At 72.2% G+C, this 19,478-nt stretch carries 15 protein-coding genes, 1 tRNA gene and 1 other RNA gene; 8 read left to right on the top strand and 9 right to left on the bottom strand.

The annotated features are described in order from the left end of the window. Positions 1-103: 103 nt before the first annotated feature. The 3 genes from AWX74_RS34720 to AWX74_RS34710 all read left to right on the top strand — a co-directional run bounded on the left by AWX74_RS34720 (position 104) and on the right by AWX74_RS34710 (position 3,667). Positions 104-1,639: a CYTH and CHAD domain-containing protein gene (locus AWX74_RS34720; RefSeq protein ID WP_091285465.1), complete on the top strand. Its 1,536-nt coding sequence runs from the start codon at positions 104-106 to the stop codon at positions 1,637-1,639. 442 nt (positions 1,640-2,081) lie between these two features. Next, complete coding sequence (locus tag AWX74_RS34715; protein ID WP_091285417.1) at positions 2,082-3,131, top strand: aldo/keto reductase; 1,050 nt, start codon at positions 2,082-2,084, stop codon at positions 3,129-3,131. A gap of 332 nt (positions 3,132-3,463) precedes the next feature. Then, positions 3,464-3,667, top strand: a complete 204-nt coding sequence (locus tag AWX74_RS34710; RefSeq protein ID WP_006540798.1) for a cold-shock protein — start codon at positions 3,464-3,466, stop codon at positions 3,665-3,667. Positions 3,668-4,334: 667 nt separating this feature from the next. Here AWX74_RS34710 and AWX74_RS34705 read toward each other — a convergent pair. Next, complete coding sequence (locus AWX74_RS34705) at positions 4,335-5,396, bottom strand: aspartate-semialdehyde dehydrogenase (RefSeq protein WP_091285414.1); 1,062 nt, start codon at positions 5,394-5,396, stop codon at positions 4,335-4,337. 88 nt (positions 5,397-5,484) lie between these two features. Beyond that, on the bottom strand, positions 5,485-6,753 hold the full coding sequence (locus AWX74_RS34700; protein WP_091285410.1) for an aspartate kinase: 1,269 nt from the start codon (positions 6,751-6,753) through the stop codon (positions 5,485-5,487). 222 nt (positions 6,754-6,975) lie between these two features. On the opposite strand from AWX74_RS34700, the gene AWX74_RS34695 reads away from it, so the two are divergent. The 3 genes from AWX74_RS34695 to AWX74_RS34685 all read left to right on the top strand — a co-directional run bounded on the left by AWX74_RS34695 (position 6,976) and on the right by AWX74_RS34685 (position 11,667). Next, positions 6,976-7,560 (top strand): TerD family protein, encoded by a 585-nt coding sequence (locus AWX74_RS34695; protein WP_091285406.1) that lies wholly within the window; start codon positions 6,976-6,978, stop codon positions 7,558-7,560. A 158-nt stretch (positions 7,561-7,718) separates the two neighbouring features. After that, positions 7,719-8,834: a zinc-binding alcohol dehydrogenase family protein gene (locus tag AWX74_RS34690; protein ID WP_091285403.1), complete on the top strand. Its 1,116-nt coding sequence runs from the start codon at positions 7,719-7,721 to the stop codon at positions 8,832-8,834. A gap of 181 nt (positions 8,835-9,015) precedes the next feature. Beyond that, positions 9,016-11,667, top strand: coding sequence for a BTAD domain-containing putative transcriptional regulator (locus AWX74_RS34685; protein ID WP_242666560.1), 2,652 nt, complete (start codon positions 9,016-9,018; stop codon positions 11,665-11,667). A gap of 72 nt (positions 11,668-11,739) precedes the next feature. Here AWX74_RS34685 and AWX74_RS34680 read toward each other — a convergent pair whose 3' ends face one another. Then, on the bottom strand, positions 11,740-12,192 hold the full coding sequence (locus AWX74_RS34680) for a hypothetical protein (protein WP_091285462.1): 453 nt from the start codon (positions 12,190-12,192) through the stop codon (positions 11,740-11,742). Between the two features lie 608 nt (positions 12,193-12,800). On the opposite strand from AWX74_RS34680, the gene AWX74_RS34675 reads away from it, so the two are divergent. After that, entirely contained in the window at positions 12,801-13,388 is a 588-nt protein-coding gene (locus tag AWX74_RS34675) for a hypothetical protein (RefSeq protein WP_226931102.1), read from the top strand. A 101-nt stretch (positions 13,389-13,489) separates the two neighbouring features. On the opposite strand, the gene recR is transcribed toward AWX74_RS34675, so the two are convergent. The 4 genes from recR to ffs form a co-directional block, all read right to left on the bottom strand. Beyond that, positions 13,490-14,089, bottom strand: coding sequence for a recombination mediator RecR (recR, locus tag AWX74_RS34670; RefSeq protein ID WP_091285455.1), 600 nt, complete (start codon positions 14,087-14,089; stop codon positions 13,490-13,492). 13 nt (positions 14,090-14,102) lie between these two features. Then, positions 14,103-14,549 carry a YbaB/EbfC family nucleoid-associated protein gene (locus AWX74_RS34665; RefSeq protein ID WP_054568343.1) on the bottom strand — a complete coding sequence of 149 codons (447 nt, stop codon included), beginning with the start codon at positions 14,547-14,549 and terminating at the stop codon, positions 14,103-14,105. A 61-nt stretch (positions 14,550-14,610) separates the two neighbouring features. Then, on the bottom strand, positions 14,611-17,472 hold the full coding sequence (locus tag AWX74_RS34660) for a DNA polymerase III subunit gamma and tau (RefSeq protein WP_091285396.1): 2,862 nt from the start codon (positions 17,470-17,472) through the stop codon (positions 14,611-14,613). A 36-nt stretch (positions 17,473-17,508) separates the two neighbouring features. After that, positions 17,509-17,604, bottom strand: an RNA gene (ffs, locus tag AWX74_RS34655) — signal recognition particle sRNA small type. Between the two features lie 116 nt (positions 17,605-17,720). Between ffs and AWX74_RS34650 the strand changes: the two genes are divergently transcribed. Beyond that, positions 17,721-17,805: transfer RNA gene (locus AWX74_RS34650), tRNA-Ser, on the top strand. A gap of 88 nt (positions 17,806-17,893) precedes the next feature. On the opposite strand, the gene AWX74_RS34645 is transcribed toward AWX74_RS34650, so the two are convergent. Both AWX74_RS34645 and AWX74_RS34640 read right to left on the bottom strand, forming a co-directional pair. Continuing rightward, the gene (locus AWX74_RS34645; RefSeq protein WP_091285392.1) at positions 17,894-19,144 is read right to left on the bottom strand and encodes a tyrosine-type recombinase/integrase; all 1,251 of its coding nucleotides are present in this window, start codon (positions 19,142-19,144) and stop codon (positions 17,894-17,896) included. A 97-nt stretch (positions 19,145-19,241) separates the two neighbouring features. Continuing rightward, positions 19,242-19,424 (bottom strand): helix-turn-helix domain-containing protein, encoded by a 183-nt coding sequence (locus AWX74_RS34640; RefSeq protein WP_091285388.1) that lies wholly within the window; start codon positions 19,422-19,424, stop codon positions 19,242-19,244. Between the last annotated feature and the right edge of the window lie 54 nt (positions 19,425-19,478).

Here is a 19,478-nt window from a genome sequence, read left to right as displayed (position 1 = left end):
CCGTGCTCGGGGGCCCGCCTGGCGGCAGATGCCCGGTGCCGATGCGTCCGGTGTCCAACTGATCGTCCCGGCGAGGGCGACTCACGACGGGGAGGGAGCCGGCATGGGCTCGGTTCGGGAGATCGAACGCAAGTACTCGGTGGATCCGGGCTTCATGCTGCCCAGGCTGGCCCAGGTGCCCGGTGTCTCGACGGCGCGCACCCGCCGTGCCGTGACACTGGAGGCCGTCTACCACGACACCGAGGACCTGCGGCTGGCCCGCAACCGCATCACGCTGCGCCGGCGCACCGGCGGGCCCGATGCCGGCTGGCACCTGAAGCTCCCCGTCGCCCCCGGGGCGCGGGACGAGATCCAGCGGCCGCTCGGCGGTGACGGCGGCCCGGTGCCCGCCGACCTCGTTGATCTCGTCACGGCGTACCTGCGCGGAGCCGAGCTGCGTCCGGTCGCCCGTCTGGTGACGCTGCGGACGGCCCGGCGCCTGCGGGACGACGCAGGTGTGGATCTGGCCGAGGTCGTCGACGATCAGGTGTCCGCCACGATCCTGGGCTCGGCCGCGGGCGCGCAGAAGTGGCGCGAGATCGAGGTCGAGCTCGGTGCGGGCGCCCCTGCCCTGCTGGACGATGTGGAGCGGGTGCTGCTGGCCGCCGGGGCCGGCCGCTCGGCGTCCGCCTCGAAGCTGGCTCAGGTGCTCGGCCCGGCACTCGCCGAGGCGCCAGGCCCGGATGTGCCCGCCGCCGCGGCCAAACTGCGCCGCCGCACACCGGCCGGCACCGTGATCCGTGCGTATCTCATCGCCCAGGTCGAGACGCTGCTCGCCACCGACCCGCGGGTGCGGCTGGACGCCCCGGACGCCGTGCACCGGATGCGGGTCGCCTGTCGCCGGACACGCAGCACGCTGCGGACGTTCGCGCCCTTCTTCCCCGCCGAGCTCGTCGCGCACCTGGACGGCGAGCTGCGCGACCTGGCCGGGGCGCTGTCCGGCGCGCGTGACGCGGAGGTGCAGATCGCCTACTTCACCGAGCGGCTCGCCGAGCTGCCCGCCGAGCTGGTCCGCGGCGACGCGGCCGCGGTCATCTCCGGCCATCTCGCCGCCGACCAGAGCGCGGCACGGGAAGAGGCGCTCGCGATGTTGCGCAGCGCCCGCTATCTGCAGCTTCTCGAGGATCTGATCGCGCTCGTCAACGCGCCGCTGACCGGGTCCGCCCGCAAGCCCGCCGAGAAGATCCTCCCGGGCCTGCTGCATGACGCCGACCGCCGGCTGACCCGCAAGGTGGCCCGCGCCGGTGACCTGCCGATCGGCCTCGAACGCGACGAGCTGCTGCACTCGGCGCGCAAGCAGGCCAAGCGGCTGCGCTACGCGGCCGAGGCGGTCGGCCCGGTCTACGGCTCGTCCGCGGCGGCGTTCGCCCGGCTCGCCGAGTCGATGCAGGAACTGCTCGGAACACATCAGGACGCGACGATCGCCCGCGGCCTGCTGCGCGAATGGGGGGTGCGTGCCCAGGAGGCCGGCGACCCGTCCGCTTTCACGCTGGGCGTGCTGCTCGGGCTGGAGGAGCACCGGGCCCGCACGGCCGAACGGGACTTCTTCGATCTGTGGCCGGCGGCCTCCGCCCGCCGCCACCGCCGCTGGTTCCGCTGACGTCCGTTCGGCGTTCACCCGTTCAGCGCTCACCCCTGCGACGTTCGCCCGTTCGGCGTTCGTCTGTGTGACGTTCGGCTCTCTGATGGTCGCCCGTGCGACGGCCGCTCCTGTGCCGTCCGCGTCCCGGTAGGTTCTGGTCCGCAGTAGTTCGCGAGGGCCTGCTCGCGTGTGACTTTCGTCTCGTGGCGGCGCATCACGGGCGTGTGGGTGGCCACCTTGACGGGCGGACGGGGCGCGGGTCGGGCAGCATCGGGCCTGGAGACGTCTGGCGGGCGCGCGGCAGACGTCGGCAGGCGCCAGGTGGTGTCGGTGGACGTCCGGCGAGCGGTGGCGAGGTCCCCGCGTTCCGGCGGCCCGGAGTCACCGGAGCCTGGTCACGCCAGCGCGCAGTCCGGTGGGCACCCCGGGTCAGGCGCCCACGTTCACGAGGAGATGCCGAATGACCGCTCCTGAATCGCTGCCGACCGTCCGACTCGGCAGGACTGACATGTCCGTCACCCGGGTCGGGTTCGGCGCCTGGGCCATCGGCGGGGCGGGCTGGGCGTTCGGGTGGGGGGCCCAGGACGACGCCGAGGCCGTCGAGGCGATCCGCGCCGCGGTGCGGTCCGGGGTGAACTGGATCGACACCGCCGCGGTCTACGGGCTCGGTCACTCCGAGGAGCTGGTCGCCCGCGCGCTGGCCGACATCCCCGCCGACGAGCGGCCCTACGTCTTCACCAAGTGCGGCCTGGTCTGGGACGAGAGCGACTTCTCCCGGCCGCCGGAGCGGGTCGGTGCGCCCTCGTCGATCCGCGCGGAGGTCGAGGCCTCGCTGCGGCGGCTGCGGACCGAGCGCATCGACCTCTACCAGCTGCACTGGCCGCCGCAGGACGGCACGTCGATCGCCGACGCGGTCGGCACCCTGCATGAGCTCCGCGCGGCCGGCAAGATTCGCGCGGTGGGTGTGTCGAACCTCTCGGTGGGCCAGCTGGAGGAGGCGGCCACCGTGGGCGGCGTCGACGTCCTGCAGCCGCCGTTCTCGATGATCAACCGGCTGGCCGCGACGGATCTCCTGCCCTACTGTGCGATGCGGGACATCGGAGTGATCGTCTACAGCCCGATGCAGTCGGGGCTGCTCAGTGGCCGCTGGTCGCTGGAGCGCTCGCAGTCGCTCCCGGAGGATGACTGGCGCCATCGGTCGCCGGAGTTCGTGCGGCCCGCGCTCGACCGGAACCTGGCCCTGGTGGACGCGCTGCGCCCCATCGCGGACCGGAACGGGACGACGGTGGCCGCGGTGGCTGTGGCCTGGACGTTGTCCTTCGATGGGGTGACCGCCGCGATTGTCGGGGCCCGGCGTCCGGACCAGATCGAAGCCTGGCTGCCGGCCGGTGGCGAGGTGGTTCTCAGCGGCGGCGACCTGGATGAGATCGCCACCGCGATCGAGCGTCATGGTGCCGGAGAAGGCCCCGCGCGCCAGAGCCCCGCGTTGCCCGGCAGCGCACTTGTGTGAGTTGGGAGTCCTTACTTCGGCGCTCGGTGAAGGGCTGCGAAGGCCTGCGAAGAGCTGTTCCGGTGGCTGCTCGACTTCGATCGAGTGCGCTGTGACACACCGCCACGGTGAAGTGGATGTTCGTAATGCCGAGCCGTGAAGTGGACTTCTTCTGCCGGAGGACTCCCGTCCGGGGCCGCGTACGTGTAGCGTCAGGCGTGGCCGGGGTTCGTCAGTTCGTGTCTCAACCGAGACACAGCGGAACAACGCGGCGGCGAATCCTATCGCCGAAGCGTTCCGGCCCGGGGCCCGCGCGGTGCGGGTCCTGACTGCACCAGCAGGGAGAACGGCACGTGGCTCAGGGCACGGTGAAATGGTTCAACTCGGAGAAGGGCTTCGGCTTCATCTCCGTGGACGGCGGCGGGTCTGACGTCTTCGTCCACTACAGCGCAATCGTGATGGACGGCTACAAGGCACTCGAGGAGGGCCAGCGGGTCGAGTTCCAGGTGACCCAGGGCCAGAAGGGCCCGCAGGCCGACGCCGTCCGCGTCGTCTGAGCCACGAGTAGCAGTAGAACCAAGGTCGGTCAGCCCGCTCGTCGGATCACTCCGGTGAGCGGGCTGACCGCTTTTTGGTGATGTCAGGGCGATGGCGTGGCTCTCGCCGGTGGCGTTCTGATCTGTCCGGGTAGCCCGCCTTGGGGCTTCCGCCGGCTGCGGCGGTCGTTCACCAGAAGGCGTACCGACCGGTGCGATCCAGGTGCAGGATCCGGCTGGATGTAGTTGCGGGATCCGGCGTCATCTCGTTGCCGGAATCGGTATGCCGCGGCGGGCAGACGAATAACAGATGTCATTCGTTCCCAGCTGGGTCGATCGATTCGTGGAGCAGTCGGCAAGCGTCTCGCTGATTGGTCGGAACCGAAAAAGATGATGTCGGGAATACTTCCTGGCGCAAATATCTCGTTCCGAGACGCCGTCCTGTGCTGCTCCGTGCTGGGGTGATGTCACGTTCCGTGACGGCCCTCTGTTCAGTCGTGCGTTCGCGCCGACCGGGTGGTGGGAGCGCTGAAGCGTCGATCCTTCATGATTCATAGGATGTTCACAGGATCATGACTGGACCGGGCGCGTGCGCAATTCGCGTCGTGCCAATCGCGTGCAGTGACGTTCAGTGCTGATCGCTACCACCGGCGGACCGGCGGCCCCGCGCCGGCGGGGCCGACCGACGTCAGCGGGCTGCGAGCAGTTCTGCGATCTGCAGCGTGTTGAGCGCGGCGCCCTTGCGCAGGTTGTCCCCGCATACGAAAAGCGCGACCTCGTGCGGATCATCCGGCGACTGACGGATACGCCCGACCCAGGTCGGGTCCGTGCCCACCACATCCGCCGGGGTGGGGAACTGGCCGGCGGCCGGATCGTCCAGGACGGCCACGCCGGGAGCCGACGTCAGGACCTCCCGCGCCTGCTCACCGGTGACCGGCTGGGTGAAGCGGGCGTGCACCGCCACGGCGTGCGTGGTCACGACGGGAACCCGTACACAGGTCGCCGACACCCGCAGGCCCGGCATGCCGAGGATCTTCCGCGACTCGTTGCGGATCTTCAGTTCCTCGGAGGACCAGCCGCCCTCCTTCAACGACCCGGCCCAGGGGACCACGTTGAGCGCGAGCGGTGCGGGGAACGGGCCGAGGCCGTCCTCGCCCACGGCCTTGCGCACGTCACCGGCCGCCTGCCCCAGCTCCCGGGTGCCGCCGACCAGCTGGAGCTGGTCGTACAGCGTGTCGATGCCGGACTGCCCGGCCCCGCTCGCGGCCTGGTAGGAGGTCGCGAAGAGGGATTCGAGGCCAAAGGCCCGGTGCAGCGCGCCGACCGCCACGATCATCGACAGGGTCGTGCAGTTCGGGTTCGAGATGATGCCGCGCGGGCGGTCCGCGACCGCGGCCGCGTTGACCTCCGGCACGACGAGGGGGACGTCCGCGTCCATCCGGAAGGCGCCGGAGTTGTCCACGGCGACGGCGCCCCGCGCCGCGGCGACGGGAGCCCACTGCGCGGACACCTCGTCCGGCACGTCGAAGACGGCGATGTCGACACCGTCGAACACCTCCGGTGCCAACACCTGGACCGGCACGTCCTGGCCGCGTACCCGAAGCGTGCGCCCGGCCGAGCGGGCCGAGGCGACCAGCCGGATCTCACCCCAGACGTCCGGGCGCTCGGACAGCAGGCCGAGCATCACGCTGCCCACCGCCCCGGTCGCACCCACCACGGCCAGCGTGGGGCGCTGGGGGATGTCACTCATTGCCTGCCTCCGCTCGTCCGTCCACTGCCGCTGCCGTCACCGTTGCCGTCGCTGCCGCCACGGCGGCAGCTGCCGCCGCGGGAAGCGTTCATCGACCCGTTCCCGCGTACACGACGGCGCTCTCGTCCGGGTCGCCCAGCTCGAAGGCGCTGTGCACGGCGCGCACGGCGACGGGCAGATCCGTGTCCCGCACGACCACCGAGATCCTGATCTCGGACGTCGAGATGATCTCGACGTTGACCCCGGCGTCGGCGAGGGAGCCGAAGAAACGAGCGGACACCCCCGGATGCGACTTCATCCCGGCGCCGATCAGTGACAGCTTGCCGATGTGGTCGTCGTAGAGGGTGCGGTCGAAGCCGATCTGGCTGTGCACCTTCTCCAGCGCCTCCAGCGCGGTCTTCCCGTCCGTCTTCGGCAGGGTGAACGAGATGTCCGTCCGGCCGGAGCCGGCGACCGAGCCGACCTGCACGATCATGTCAAGGTTGACGTCGGCGTCGGCGACCGCGCGGAACACCGCGGCGGCCACGCCCGGCTTGTCCGGGCAGCCCACGACGGTCACCTTCGCCTCGCTCAGGTCGTGCGCGACGCCGCGGATGATGGCCTGTTCCACGAGCTGTGCCTCCGGAGTCTCGGTGACCCACGTGCCCGGCTTCGACGAGAACGAGGAGCGGACGTGCACGGGGACGCTGTATCGGCGGGCGTACTCGACGCACCGCAGCATGAGCACCTTCGCCCCGCACGCCGCCATCTCCAGCATCTCCTCGTAGGAGATCCGGTCGATGCGGCGGGCATCGGGCACGATGCGCGGATCGGCGGTGAAGACGCCGTCCACGTCGGTGTAGATCTCGCAGGCGTCGGCGTTCAGCGCGGCGGCGAGCGCCACCGCGGTCGTGTCGGAGCCGCCGCGGCCCAGCGTGGTGATGTCCTTGGTGTCCTGACTGACGCCCTGGAAGCCGGCGACGATCGCGATCGCGCCCTCGTCCAGCGCGGTGCGGATACGCCCCGGGGTCACGTCGATGATCCGGGCCTTGCCGTGCACCGAGTCGGTGATCACCCCGGCCTGGGAGCCGGTGAAGGAACGCGCCTCCGCGCCGAGCTTGGTGATCGCCATCGCCAGCAGCGCCATCGAGATCCGCTCACCGGCGGTGAGCAGCATGTCCAGTTCCCGGGCGGGCGGGACGGGGCTGACCTGCTCGGCGAGGTCGAGCAGGTCGTCGGTGGTGTCACCCATCGCGCTGACCACGACCACCACGTCGTTGCCGGCTCGGCGGGTCTCCACGATCCGCTCGGCGACCCGTTTGATGCGATCCGCGTCCGCGACCGAGGAACCGCCGAACTTCGCGACCAGGAGCGCCATGCGTGCCAGATTACCGAGGTCGGGGGCACTTCCGCCCGGTCGCGCTCCGTGACGTGGGCGGCTTGGACGTCCCGGTGGCATCAGTGTCATCCGACCGACGGCCTGCCGGCTGTGTTCGTACTCCTGTGCAAGGGTGGCTACGGAAGCGACCATGTTGGACCGATGGTCCTCGCTGCGGAGGATCGTCGCCGTTAGAAGCATTCCTCAGGAAGGACATTCGTCATGGCGATCAGCCTTGCCAAGGGCGGCAACGTCAGCCTCACGAAGCAGGCCGCCGAGGCGGGAACCGGAGCGCTGACCGCGCTCACCGTCGGCCTCGGGTGGGACGCCCGGACGACGACCGGCACCGACTTCGACCTGGACGCATCCGCTATCGGTGTCAAGAGCGACGGCAAGGTGCTGTCCGACGGTCACTTCGTCTTCTTCAACAACATGAAGAGCCCGGAGGGTGCCATCTCGCTCTCCGGCGACAACCTGACCGGCGCCGGCGAGGGCGACGACGAGTCGATCAACATCGCCCTGGGTCTGGTGCCCCAGGAGATCGACAAGATCGTCGTGCCGGTGTCGATCTACGACGCGGTGAACCGGGCGCAGAACTTCGGGCAGGTACGCAACGCCTACATCCGCGTGGTGGACCAGACCGGCACCGAGCTGGTCCGCTACGACCTCTCCGAGGACTACTCCACCGAGACCGTGGTGATCTTCGGTGAGGTGTACCGCAACGGCGCCGACTGGAAGTTCCGCGCGGTGGGCCAGGGGCACAACGACCTCAGCGGCCTCGCCCGCGACCACGGCGTGAACGTCTGACCGACGTCTCGCCAGGAGCTGACCGGCGAGGCCGGGCCTGACCGCGAGGCCGGGCCTCGAAGGTGGGGCCGGGCCGATCCGTGGGCGCGGGCGATCCGTGGCCTGGCCGCGGGCGATCCGTGGGAGCGGCTGGGCCGGGCGACGGAGGTTGATGCGCGGTGTTGGCCTGGCAGGTGACCAGCCCGGGGCCCATGGCCTCGGGGCCGTTGCGGGCAGTGGAGCTTCCGGTACCCGAACCGGGGCCCGGCCAGGTCCGGCTGAAGGTCGCCGCCTGCGGTGTCTGCCGGACGGATCTGCATCTCGCCGAGGGCGACCTCACTCCGCGCCGCCCGCGCACGGTTCCGGGCCATGAGGTCGTCGGCTACGTCGACGCACTCGGGCCCGGGATCGAGCCCGCCGGCGCGCCGGAGACCCTCGCCGACGGGCCCACCTCCGCCGCCTCCGCTGCTCCTGCCGCCTCTGCCGCTCCCGCCGCCTGTGCCGCTCCCGCCGCCTCCGCCGCGATCCAGCTCGGTGACCGGCTCGGCATCGCCTGGCTCGGTGGCACCGACCAGACGTGTGCCTACTGTCGACGCGGGGCCGAGAACCTCTGCCCCGCGTCGATCTACACCGGCTGGGACGTCGACGGCGGCTATGCCCAGTACGCCGTCGTGAACGCCGCCTACGCGTACCACCTGCCGGCCGGCTACAGCGACGGCGAGCTGGCTCCGCTGCTGTGCGCAGGCATCGTCGGCTACCGGGCACTGTCACGTGCGGAACTACCGCCTGACGGGCGGCTGGGCATCTACGGGTTCGGTGCGTCCGCGCATCTCGCCGCCCAGGTTGCCATCGCCCAGGGCGCCCGCGTGCACGTCATGACGAGGTCCGAGCGGGCCCGTCGGCTTGCGCTCGACCTCGGCGCCGCCTCGGTGACCGGCGCCTACGACGCTCCCCCCGAGCCACTCGACGCGGCTGTCCTGTTCGCGCCGGTAGGTGATCTCGTGCCGGTCGCGCTGGAGGCGCTGGACCGCGGGGGCACTCTGTCGGTCGCGGGAATCCATCTCACGGACATCCCGCGGCTGAACTACCAGCGGCATCTGTTCCAGGAACGGTCCGTGCGCAGCACGACCGCGAACACCCGGGCGGACGGCCATGAGTTCCTGGCCGTGGCCTCCCGCCACCACCTCGAGGTGACCGTCACCCCCTACCCGCTGACCTCGGCCGCTCAGGCGCTCACGGACCTGGCCGGCGACCGGGTCGACGGCGCGGCAGTGCTCTTTCCCGACACCACGTGACCCCCGAGTCCCGCGTGGAAGTTTCCGCCGCCGCATGAGTGGTGGCGGTATACGGGGTGTCGGATTGTGATGCTTGCGTCGCTATGGTTGGATTGCGGCCCGCCGGCGTTCTGATAGCTCCCGAGTGGCGTATCTGGCGTGTTACGGGTTGTTTCCGGCTGTGGCTCCTATGATCGGTTGTGTGCGCGTACGGCTACTGGGCCCGGTGGACGTCGTGGACGCGGCCGGGACGACGATCACCATCGGCAGCCCGACGCAGCGGCTGCTGCTGGCAGTGCTGGGCTCCCGGGTGGGCGATGCGGTGCCACAGGCTCGCCTGGTGGGCGCGGTGTGGGGCGAGTGCCCTCCGCCGACCGCGGAGGCGACGCTGCGGTCCTACGTCTCGCGGCTGCGGCGGGTGCTCGGCGACGCCGTGGCGACCTGTCCTGGCGGCTGGTCTCTGCGGCTGGCGCCTGAGCAGGTCGACATCGTGGTCTTCGAGCGGCTGCTGAGGCTTTCCCACGAGGTGCCCGAGGCCGCCGAGCAGCTCATCCTGCTGGATGACGCGCTCGCGCTCTGGCGCGGTCCGGCCTTCGGAGAGCTGACCGACAATCCGACACTGCGTCCGGCGGCGGTCCGCCTGGCCGAGGCCCGGGCCGCCGCGCGGGAGTCGCGGGCGGCTCTGCTGCCGCGGCGCCCGGTGCTGTCGGCACCCTCCGGCTTCTCGGCACCGTCTGCCTTCTCGGCACCGTCTGCCTTCTCGGCACCGTCTGCCTTCTCGGCACCCTCTGCGCGCTCGGCACCCCCCGCAGTCTCGGTGAAGGGCTCGCCGACGCTGCTGGGCCGATCCCGGCGCGGTCGCCCGCCCGCCGCCGCTCTGCTGGGGCGCGCCGCCGACCTGGCCGCGGTGAGCGACCTGATCGGCTCGGCCAGGATCGTCACGCTCTTCGGGCCGGGCGGCGTCGGCAAGACACGGCTCGCGCTGCACCTCGCGGACAGCCTCGCCGGCCGGTTCACGCACGGCGTCCGGCTGGTCGAGCTGGCCGGTGTGCGTGACCCGGCGGCGGTCGCCGCCACCGTCGCCGACGAGTTCGGCGTGGGTTGCTCCGGTGGCTCCGGTGGCTCCGGTGGGTCAGGTGCGGGCGGGATGGACGGCGAGGCCATGACGGTCCTGGCAGCCGCCTCCGGCCTGGAGGCGTTGCTGATCCTCGACGGCTGTGAGCACGTCGTCGGGGCGGCCGCGGCCGCCGCGTCAGCTCTTGTCTCCGGTGGTTCCGGGGTGCGGGTGCTGGCGACCAGCAGTGAGCCGCTCGGCGTGGCCGGCGAGCACTGCTGGCCGGTGCGTCCGTTGCGGGTCGACGGGCCGGATGCCCCCGCTCTCGCGCTGTTCCGGGCGCGGGCCACGCCCGACGGTTCCGCGTCGGCGCCAGCCGAGCTTGCGTCAGCCGAGCCTGTGTCAGCCGGCGTGGCGTCAGCCGGGGTGGTAGCGGACAGCGCGGTGGTGGGCAGTGCGGTTGCGGGCAGCACGGTGGCGGACGCCGCGGCGGTCGAGCGCATCGTCCGCACCCTCGACGGTCTGCCGCTCGGAATCGAGATGGCGGCGGCGCGAAGCGGCGTGATGCCACTGCCCGAGCTCGCTGACCGCCTGGATGAGCATCTCGGCCTTCGCCGGGGCACGCGTCGGGCGAGCACGGCGCGCCACGGCACCCTCACCGACGTGGTGGCGTGGTCGGTGTCGATGCTGGACCGCCCGCACCGGGCGATGCTACGGATCATGGGTGCCTTCGCCGGCCCGGTCGTCGCCGAGGACGTCGCCGCCCTGGCGGGGCTGCCGCAGGCAACCGGCCTGGACATGCTCGACGCGCTGGTTGCGCGTTCGCTGGTGGTCGCGGATCCGGCCCACGGTCTGACCCGATATTCGTTACTGGGCACCATCCGCGACTACGCGCGGTGGGAGCTCGGGGCGGCCGACGACACGCTGTCCGCGGCGCACGCGCGGTACGTCCTCGGGCAGCTGCGCGTCGCGGACGGGCTGCTCCGTACCCCGCGTGAGGCCGAGGGGCAACGCCGGTTGGCCGACCTGCTCATCGAGTCGAGGGCGGCGCGGGCCTGGGCGCTGGCGAACGATCCGCCGCTCGCGGTCGAGATCGCCGCGGCGGTGCACGTCTACGCGATGAGCCGGCTGCGGATCGAGCCGTTGTCCGCCGCGGTCGAACTCATCCGGGCGTTCGGCCTGCACCCGCCGGCCGGGGTGGAGCCCCACCGGTTGGCGGATCTGGTCTCGGACCTGTCGGTGGCCCTGCCGCCCGGGGTGTCCGCCGGTGCGCTGTCGATCGCCCTGGCGACCGCGGCGGCCTGGTACGTCAGCACCGGTGACCTGGAGATGGCCGGAGCCTGCGCGCAACGTGGCCGCCTGATCGCCGGTGACGCGCCCGAGCGTAGGTTCTCGCTCGAACTGCTTGGCGACCTCGCGTTCTACCGCGGTCGGATCGGCGAGGCCGTCGACCACGGCTGGGAGCTGGTCGCCGCGGCCAGGGCCTGCGGCGACCGGCATGCCGAGGTGGCTGGGCTGCGCAACGTCATGCTCGCCCATGCCCACGCGGGCGACCTGGAAGCCGGCCGGGTCGTGCGGACCCAGACGCCGGCGGGGCCGCTTGCCCCGTCCGACATCGGCTGGCTGGCCTATGGCGAGGCCGAGCTGGTTGTCGACCGCGACCCGGACCGATGCCTGCTGCTCCTCGACCGCGCTGTCAGCCTCGCCGACTCGGTCGACAACTGTTACCTGAGCGGCGTGGCACGGTTCTCGGCGCTGTCGGTCCGGGCCCGGCGGAGCCACCCCCGCCCCCGACCGTGAACCCGCCCCCGACGAGGCTGACGCCGCTGGCGCGGCTCATGCCGTCCGGCTGGAGGCGGAACCAGCCGCGCCTCAGCGTGGGCGGGCGGCCAGCAGCCGCAGGGCGACCGTGCCCGCGACGGTCAGGCAGGCGGCCGTCGCGACCTCCCGGGGCAACCGGTGCCGGGACTCGTTCTGGATGGCCTCGTGGAACCGGTCGAAGCGGGCCGGCCAGGGGCTGGTCCCGACGAAGTAGCGGCCGACCTTGTCGGTGTCGGGCAGGCAGGCGCCGATCATTCCGGCCAGCACCCCGACGCGCCGGTCCGCGGGGGCGGCGGCGGTGAGCAGGGCCATCGCGGCGAGGCCCGCCACGCCGTCCTTGCGCGCGATCGGCAGCCACTCGGGTTCGGTGTTGGGACCGGTGCCCCAGTGCGGCATCGCGTCCATGGCCAGATGCGACAGAAAGCCAAGCGCCAGAGCCGGCCCCGGCCTCGACGCGGCCATGCCGACGAACGCCCCGGCACCGACATGGGAACTGATGATCATTGAGCCTTCTCCGTCGTCGACGCGGACCTGCGGCATCCCTGACCATGCACCTTGGGATGGAAAAGCCTCATTGCGGGCAGTTCCTCCTCGGAGGATCGAGAGACGGTTACCGGCCTGGATTCCCCGGCATGGTTCCACCTTGTCCGCAGGTCGACGCGATGCCGCACCGGGGTCCGGTGTTCCGCGGAGCCACGGCCCCGGCCGGCATCCATTCGTGTGGCGTTGTCATTGAATTGTGGTGACAGCAAGGTGTCGACGAGAAAGGTGTGCGCGAGGGACTCCGGACAGTCCGCATGCCGCGTACCATCTGCATGCATAGTGCAGTGATTCGGTGTCGGAGGTCGCAGATTCGGCCGGCGTCGGCCCGAAGCCGGCGACGGCCTGTGATGCGTCGACCGTAAATGGCTGATCGTCCGGGCCGATGGTAGGGCGGGGGTTGGAAGGTGAGGCGTGGGCCGTCCGTCGCGGGTGCGGGTTCACTGGCACCCGCACGTGCAACAGCAGAGGTACGTGCACTGGCCTCTGCACCCCATACTACGGTCCGGGGTGTCGGGCACCGCGCGACCGTGCGGCCTGGCCGGGGCGTACCGCCCGGGCGTCCGTCCCGCATGCGCGTGAACACGAGCGTGACCGGTGCGCCGGAGGGCCCCGAGATGCCGGCCGGGGCGATCGTCTCCGTCGTCTGGCGCCTCGAAGGTGCCGGTCGGGTGGTTGGCGGGCTGCTGCCACGCGGGCATCCCGAAGGTGGCGTGCTCGGCAAACGGTTCGTGTGCGGCGAGCAGGTCTGGGCCGCCGAGATGCATCCCTGGGAGCAGGAGATCTCCGCGGAGGCCAGCCTCGTCGAACCCGGCCCGCCGGCCAGCCCGGCGCGCATAGTCGTGCACGGCCCCGGTGGGGACATCACCGGCTACCTGGACCAGCCCGACCTGCCATCCGGGCGGCTGGCGCGGTTCACGACCGGGCTGCGCCGCGACGCTCGGCGGGTGCGGGTGCGGGTGGGAGGCCGGGTGTGGTGGGTCCGGGCGACGCACATGTTCGGTGTGCGGGTGACGCGGGACTCCGACGTTCTGGTCTACGCCACCCACGGCAGGCACGCCGAGTTCGGTGCGGGCGCCGACCAGCTCGATGTCAGCGTCGTCCTGCTGACGCTCGCCTCCATCCCCAGCTCGGCCTACGCGCCGATCCTGGGCTTCTGACGTCCGCCGGCCGGCCAGGCAACAGAGATCAGGTACCTGACCGCGAATGCCCGGCCGCCCCGAACGCCCGGCCGCGCCGAGCGGTCACGCGCGCCGGGCGGTCAGGCGTTGACGATCCGCCGGCCCTCGAAGGCACGGCCGAGGGTGACCTCGTCAGCCCATTCGAGGTCGCCGCCCATCGGCAGGCCGCTCGCCAGCCGGGTGACCGTGAGGCCCATCGGCGCGATCTGGCGCGCCAGATAGGACGCCGTCACCTCACCCTCGGTGTTCGGATCCGTCGCCAGGATGATCTCGGTGACCGCGCCGTCCGCCAGCCGGGCGATCAGCTCCCGGATGTGCAGATCATCCGGGCCGACCCCGCCGATCGGATTGATCGCGCCACCCAGAACGTGGTATCTGCCGCGGAACTCGCGGGTCCGCTCGATCGCGACGACGTCCTTAGACTCCTCGACGACGCAGATGGACGTCTGGTCGCGGCGCGGGTCCACACAGATCCGGCACAGCTCCGACTGGGCCACGTTGAAACAGGTCCGGCAGAACTGGACCTTCTCCTTGAGCTCGGTCAGCGCGTTCACGAGCCGACGGACGTCGGCCGGGTCGGCGGCGAGCAGGTGGAACGCGATGCGCTGCGCGCTTTTCGGCCCGATACCGGGAAGCTGGCCCAGCTCGTCGATCACGTCCTGGACAACGCCTTCGTACATGGCGGCGGCAGACTCAGCCGAGGCCAGGGATGCCCAGGCCGCCCAGCGCGCCCCCACCCGGCAGCGCACCTGGTGCCGGGGCACCGCCACCGAGACCGGCCGCCCCGCCCAGCCCGCCGAGACCGCTCAGCGCCCCGCCGAGGCCACCGGTGGCCGCGTTCATCTTCTCCGCGGCGAGCCGGTGCGCGTTGGTCGTCGCGTCCCGCACGGCGGCGAGGACGAGATCCGCGAGGGTCTCGGGGTCGTCCGGATCCATCGCCGCGGGCTTGATCACAAGATCGACGAGCTCGCCGCCACCGTTCACGGTCGCGATGACGAGCTCACCGCCGGCCGAGCCCTCGACCCGGGTCTCGGCCAGCTCCTGCTGGGCAGCGAACAGAGCGGCCTGCATCCGCTGTGCCTGCTCGAGGATCTGCCCCAGGTTGGCGCCATTCCCGGCGGGGATCTGTGGGTTCGACATGACCGTGAGCCTACGTGCCGGGCGATGCCGATCCGACGCCAACCGCCGCCGGATCGCCCGGTCAGCCCGACTGGTCGATGACCGTCGCGCCGAGGCTTGTGCGCAGCAGGGCCACCGCGGCCTCCTCGCTGCTCCTGGCATCCCCCGGATGGGTGGGTACGTCCTCGTCGTCGAGGGACGCCTCGTCCACCCCGGAGGTGTCGCCGACAGCCGCCGGCCCCGCGGTGGCCACCGCGGAGCCAGGCGATCGACCGGCCGCGGCGTGCCCGGCGCGGGCGGTCATCACCGCGGCGCGTGCGGCGGCGGCCCCGCTCTGAGGCCGGCCGCCGCCGGTCGCGGGTGGGATGGCACCACCCGGCTGAGCCGGATCCTGGCGCGGAACCGATCCGGCCGGTGGCGACGCGAGCGCTGTGCCAGGGCCGGGTCCGGGTCCGGGCGTGGTGCCGGGCCCGAATGTGGTGCCTGGGCCGGGCGCCATGCCGGGGCCGGGTGCGCCGCCGTGACCGGCTGTGACGTCGTGGCCGGGTGCGATGCCGGGGCGCACGGCGGCCGGGGGCCCACCTGAACCGTTGCCGGTGAACGGATCGGCCGGCGGGTACGCGCCGAACGCTCCGGGAGGCCCGGCCGGCGCGGAACCGAGCACGGCCGCCCCGGCGCCGCCAGGTCCGACGCCGCTGGACATCTGCGGCGATGTGCTGACGGCAGGGGGCGCTGTGGCGACGGCTGACGCGACCGCCGCCACCGGCGACCCGAAGGAGCCGCCGGCCGGCGCGGCAGGTGCCCCGGGAGCCGGCCAACCATCGCTCGAAGGCCCACCTGCACCCGGAACACCCTGCCGCTGCCCAGGGCCGCTGTCGTGGGGGACGCCCGGGCCGCCGGGCATGCCTGGCCCCGCTGCGCCGTTGACGACCCCGCTGCCCGGGTACGCGTCGGCGCCACCATAGGCCGCGGACGCGACCCGTGGACCAGACCCGCCGGAGACGCCGGAGCCGGCATACGGACCTGGCCCGGCGGGGGCGGGAGGCCCGCCATACGCACCCGGTGGCACCGGGCTGAACCCGGCCGGGGGCGCGCCGCCACCACCGGGCTGCCCGGCTCCGCCCGACCCGCCGGTGCCCCGAGGAGCCTGGGGGCGACCACCCGACGGGCCGGGACCACCGCCTCCGATGGTGACCCGCCACGTTCCACCGAACCGGTCGGTGAGCGCGGAGGCCAGGATCTCGGCGTTGTTCCCCTGACCGAACATCTTCCCCATAGCCGGCGCGGAGAAGGAGAGCACGACCTCGTCTCCGCGGACCTCGACGACCGAGGCGTAGTCCTTCAGGATCGCGTGGGTCCGGCGGCTGCGGCGCCCGGCGAACGCGAGCACCTCATCCCAGACGGCGGTCAGCCCCGCGGCATCAAGGCCGCCGGAGCCGGCGCCCGGAGACGACGCCGTCGCTGCCGGGTACGCGGGCGCTGCCGCGTGCGTGGGCGCTGCCGGGTAGGCAGGCGCTGCGGGGTAGGCGGCGGGTGCGGCCGGGGGCGCGGGAGGCCCTTGGCGCGTGGGCGCAGCCGGGTACGCGGGGCCTGCTGGAGCCGCGACCGCGGGCGCGGGTGGGTAGGCGGGTGCCGGCCCTGAGGCCGGAGGCCCGGTGACCGCACCCGCGGGACCCTGGGCGGTGGCTACTGCTGCTGGCACGGGCGGGCCAGCGTGCGGCGGTGCCTCCATGTGGGTGTTCGCGGCGGTGGCCGCCGGGCCCGCGAGCGGAGCCGCTCCGAGCGCCGGCGCCGGCCGGCGTTCCAGCCGCTCGAGCCGGACGGCGAGCGCGGCCGGGTCCGCGGAGGCGCTGGGGAGGAGGGCGCGCGCGAGGATCAGTTCCAGCAGCAGCCGGGGGCTCGCCGTCCCGCGCATCTCGACCAGGCCGGAATGCAGGACGTCCGCCGTGCGGGAGAGCTCCGCCGGCCCGATGCGGCCGGCCTGGGCCCGCATCCGGTCGACCTGGTCGCTGGAGAACGACTCCAGCAGGCCGCGCTCCACCGCGTCGGGCACCGCGGCGACCACGATGAGATCACGGAGCCGGTCGAGCAGGTCGGTCGCGAACCGGCGCGGGTCGTGGCCGGACGAGACCACACGATCGACCACGGTGAACAGTGCCGCGCCGTCGCGCCCGGCGAGGGCGTCCACGGTCTCGTCGAGCAGGATGCCGTCCGTCATGCCCAGCAGCGCCACCGCGCGGTCGTAGCTGAGCCCGCCCTCACCGGCACCGGCGAGGAGCTGGTCGAGAACGGAGAGCGAGTCCCGGACGGAGCCGGCACCCGCACGGACCACCAGCGGGAACACCGCCGGGTCGACGACGACCCCCTCCTGCTGGCAGATCGACTCCAGGTGCCCGCGCAGGACACCAGGAGGCACCAGCCGGAAGGAGTAGTGGTGCGTCCGGGACCGGATGGTGGCGATCACCTTGTCCGGCTCGGTGGTGGCGAAGACGAACTTCAGGTACGGGGGCGGCTCCTCGACCACCTTCAGCAGCGCGTTGAACGCCGCCGCCGTGACCATGTGCGCCTCGTCGACGACGAACACCTTGAACCGGGCGGACGCAGGGGCGAAGAACGCACGTTCACGCAGGTCACGGGCATCATCGACAAGGCCGTGCGAGGCGGCGTCGATCTCCGTGACGTCCATCGACGAGCCGGTACGGATGGAGACGCACTGGTCGCAGACCCCGCAGGGCTCCGGTGTCGGGCCCTTCTCACAGTTCAGCGAGGCGGCCAGGATCCGGGCCGACGACGTCTTCCCGCACCCGCGGGGGCCGCTGAACAGGTAGGCGTGGTGTAGCCGCCCACTGCGCAACGCGTGACCAAGCGCGTCGGTGACGTGCTCCTGGCCCACCACCTGGCCGAACGTCGCAGGGCGGTACCTGTTGTACAGCGCAGTGCTCACTCGTGTGCTCCGGATGCTCGCGATGCTCGCCCGAACGAGGAGGACCCCTCGCACACCCGCCAGAGCCCGCTTACCCTTGCTGCCTTCCGGCCCTGGGGGGGTTCACGGGGTAACGCCGCACGAGGGGTCTGCTGTGCAGTCTAGCCGTCTTCCAGCGATCATGAGCGCGCGGGTCCGGTGGCCGGCTGTGAGCCCGTTCGCGCACCCCGTCACCCCACAACGCCTCGCCGTCAGATAGGCTCCCCCACGGAGGATTCGCCTAGTGGCCTAGGGCGCACGCTTGGAAAGCGTGTTGGGGGCAACCCCTCGCGAGTTCGAATCTCGCATCCTCCGCAACGATCATCCCGCCCCACCAGGGCTTCTGTCTCTGCCGGGCGAACCACGCGATCCGGCCGGCGATCTCGCGGTCTCAGTTTCGGTCTCATTCGCCCCCGGCGGGGCGCTCTGCTGCGGTGGGTACCTCCCACAGCAGCCGGCCGACCTTGTCCGCCGCGTCGCGCAACATCGGGTCGGTCACGTGCTGGTAGCGGCGGCGCATGTCCGACGACCACCCCATGATCCCCATGACGATCCGGTCGGGCACCCCCAGCAGCAACAGGGCCGTGGCCGCGGTGTGCCGGGCGTCGTGCAACCGGGCGTCGCGGACCCCGGCAGCCCGTACGAGCGCCTTCCACCGGTGGTAGTCGGTGTTCGGGTTGAGCGGCCGACCGGTCTCGTCGGTGAACACCCACCCCGCCTCATGCCACAGCGACGCGGCCAGCGCCCGTTCCGCGGCCTGGACGTCGCGGTGCCGGCGCAGGATCGCCACCAACTCGTCGGGCAGGCCGATCGGCCTGCGGCCCGCCCGGGACTTGGTGTCCCGGGTGTCCGGGTGGACCGTGATCCGGTCGCGGCAGTAGCCGGCCTTGCGACCGCAGGGCACCTGGCAGCCGTGGGCGTACTTCGGCCGCAGGCGGCCCCGGCGGATCCGTAGCACCCCCTGGTCCAGGTCGACGTCGGCCCACTTCAACCCGAGCACTTCGCTCTGACGCAGTCCCAACGCCAGCGCGAGAGCCCACCGCGCGCTGTTCCGCTGCCGCGCCGCCGCGATCAGCAGGCGCTGCACCTCCTCCACCGAATACGGTTCCACTTCCTCTTCCACCAGCTTGGGCGGTTTGGCGATCAGTGTCGGATTCTCCGTGATGTGCTTACGGCGCACGGCCTCGTTCAGTGCCGTTTTGAGCGTCCGGTACGCCTGATGGGCGGTGGCCGGAGCACTGCCCGCCCGCAGCATTTTCTGCATGAGCTTTTCGACGTGCTCCGGTTCCAACCGGTCCAGCCGGTGCGCGCCCAGACCCGGAATCAGGTGAACGCGCACCGCGACCCGGTAGCCGGCAATGGTGTTCTCACTGACCGATGGCGCGGCGATGTTCTCCACCCAGTGCGTCAACCACCGCTCCACCGTCCACGGTCGGCCCGGCTTGCGGACGGTGCCCGCGTCACGGTCCTGTTCGAGCTTGCGAACCTTGCGGGTGACCTCCACCTCGGACTTGCCGCGCACGTGCCGGCGGTCCGGCTTCCCGTCGTCGCGCACGCCGACGGTCACCCGTCCGTGCCAGGACCCATCGGTACCGAAATAGATGCTGGACGCGCCGTTCGGGGCGCGGGTGCCTTCCTTGCGCTTGCGGGGCATGGCGGATGGCTCCTCGTGGGGTGAGGGCCCCGGGGCGCGGCGGGTGGCGTTGGCGAGACGGTCACCGCGCCCCGGGGAGGGCGGGTCAGGTGGCGAGTCAGGCAGTGAGCCGGGCGGTGTAGGCGGCGAGGTCGGCGGGGCGCAGGCGGCGGAGCTTGCCGATCCGGACGGACGTGATCGCGCCGGTGCGGATGAGGGCATAGAGGGTGGTGCGGCCGATCGTGAGCTGTTCGGCGGCCTGTTCGACGGTGAGGAGAACCGTGGTCGGGGCGGCGGGCATGGTCTGGCTCCCGGGGCAGGGCATCGGCGGTGGAGGGCGGGCCGGTCCGTGGCC

It is taken from the genome of Parafrankia irregularis (assembly GCF_001536285.1).
Taxonomy (GTDB): domain Bacteria; phylum Actinomycetota; class Actinomycetes; order Frankiales; family Frankiaceae; genus Parafrankia; species Parafrankia irregularis.
The sequence above is the reverse complement of the archived record's forward strand: the minus strand, read 5'-3'. Positions and strand labels throughout refer to the sequence as shown.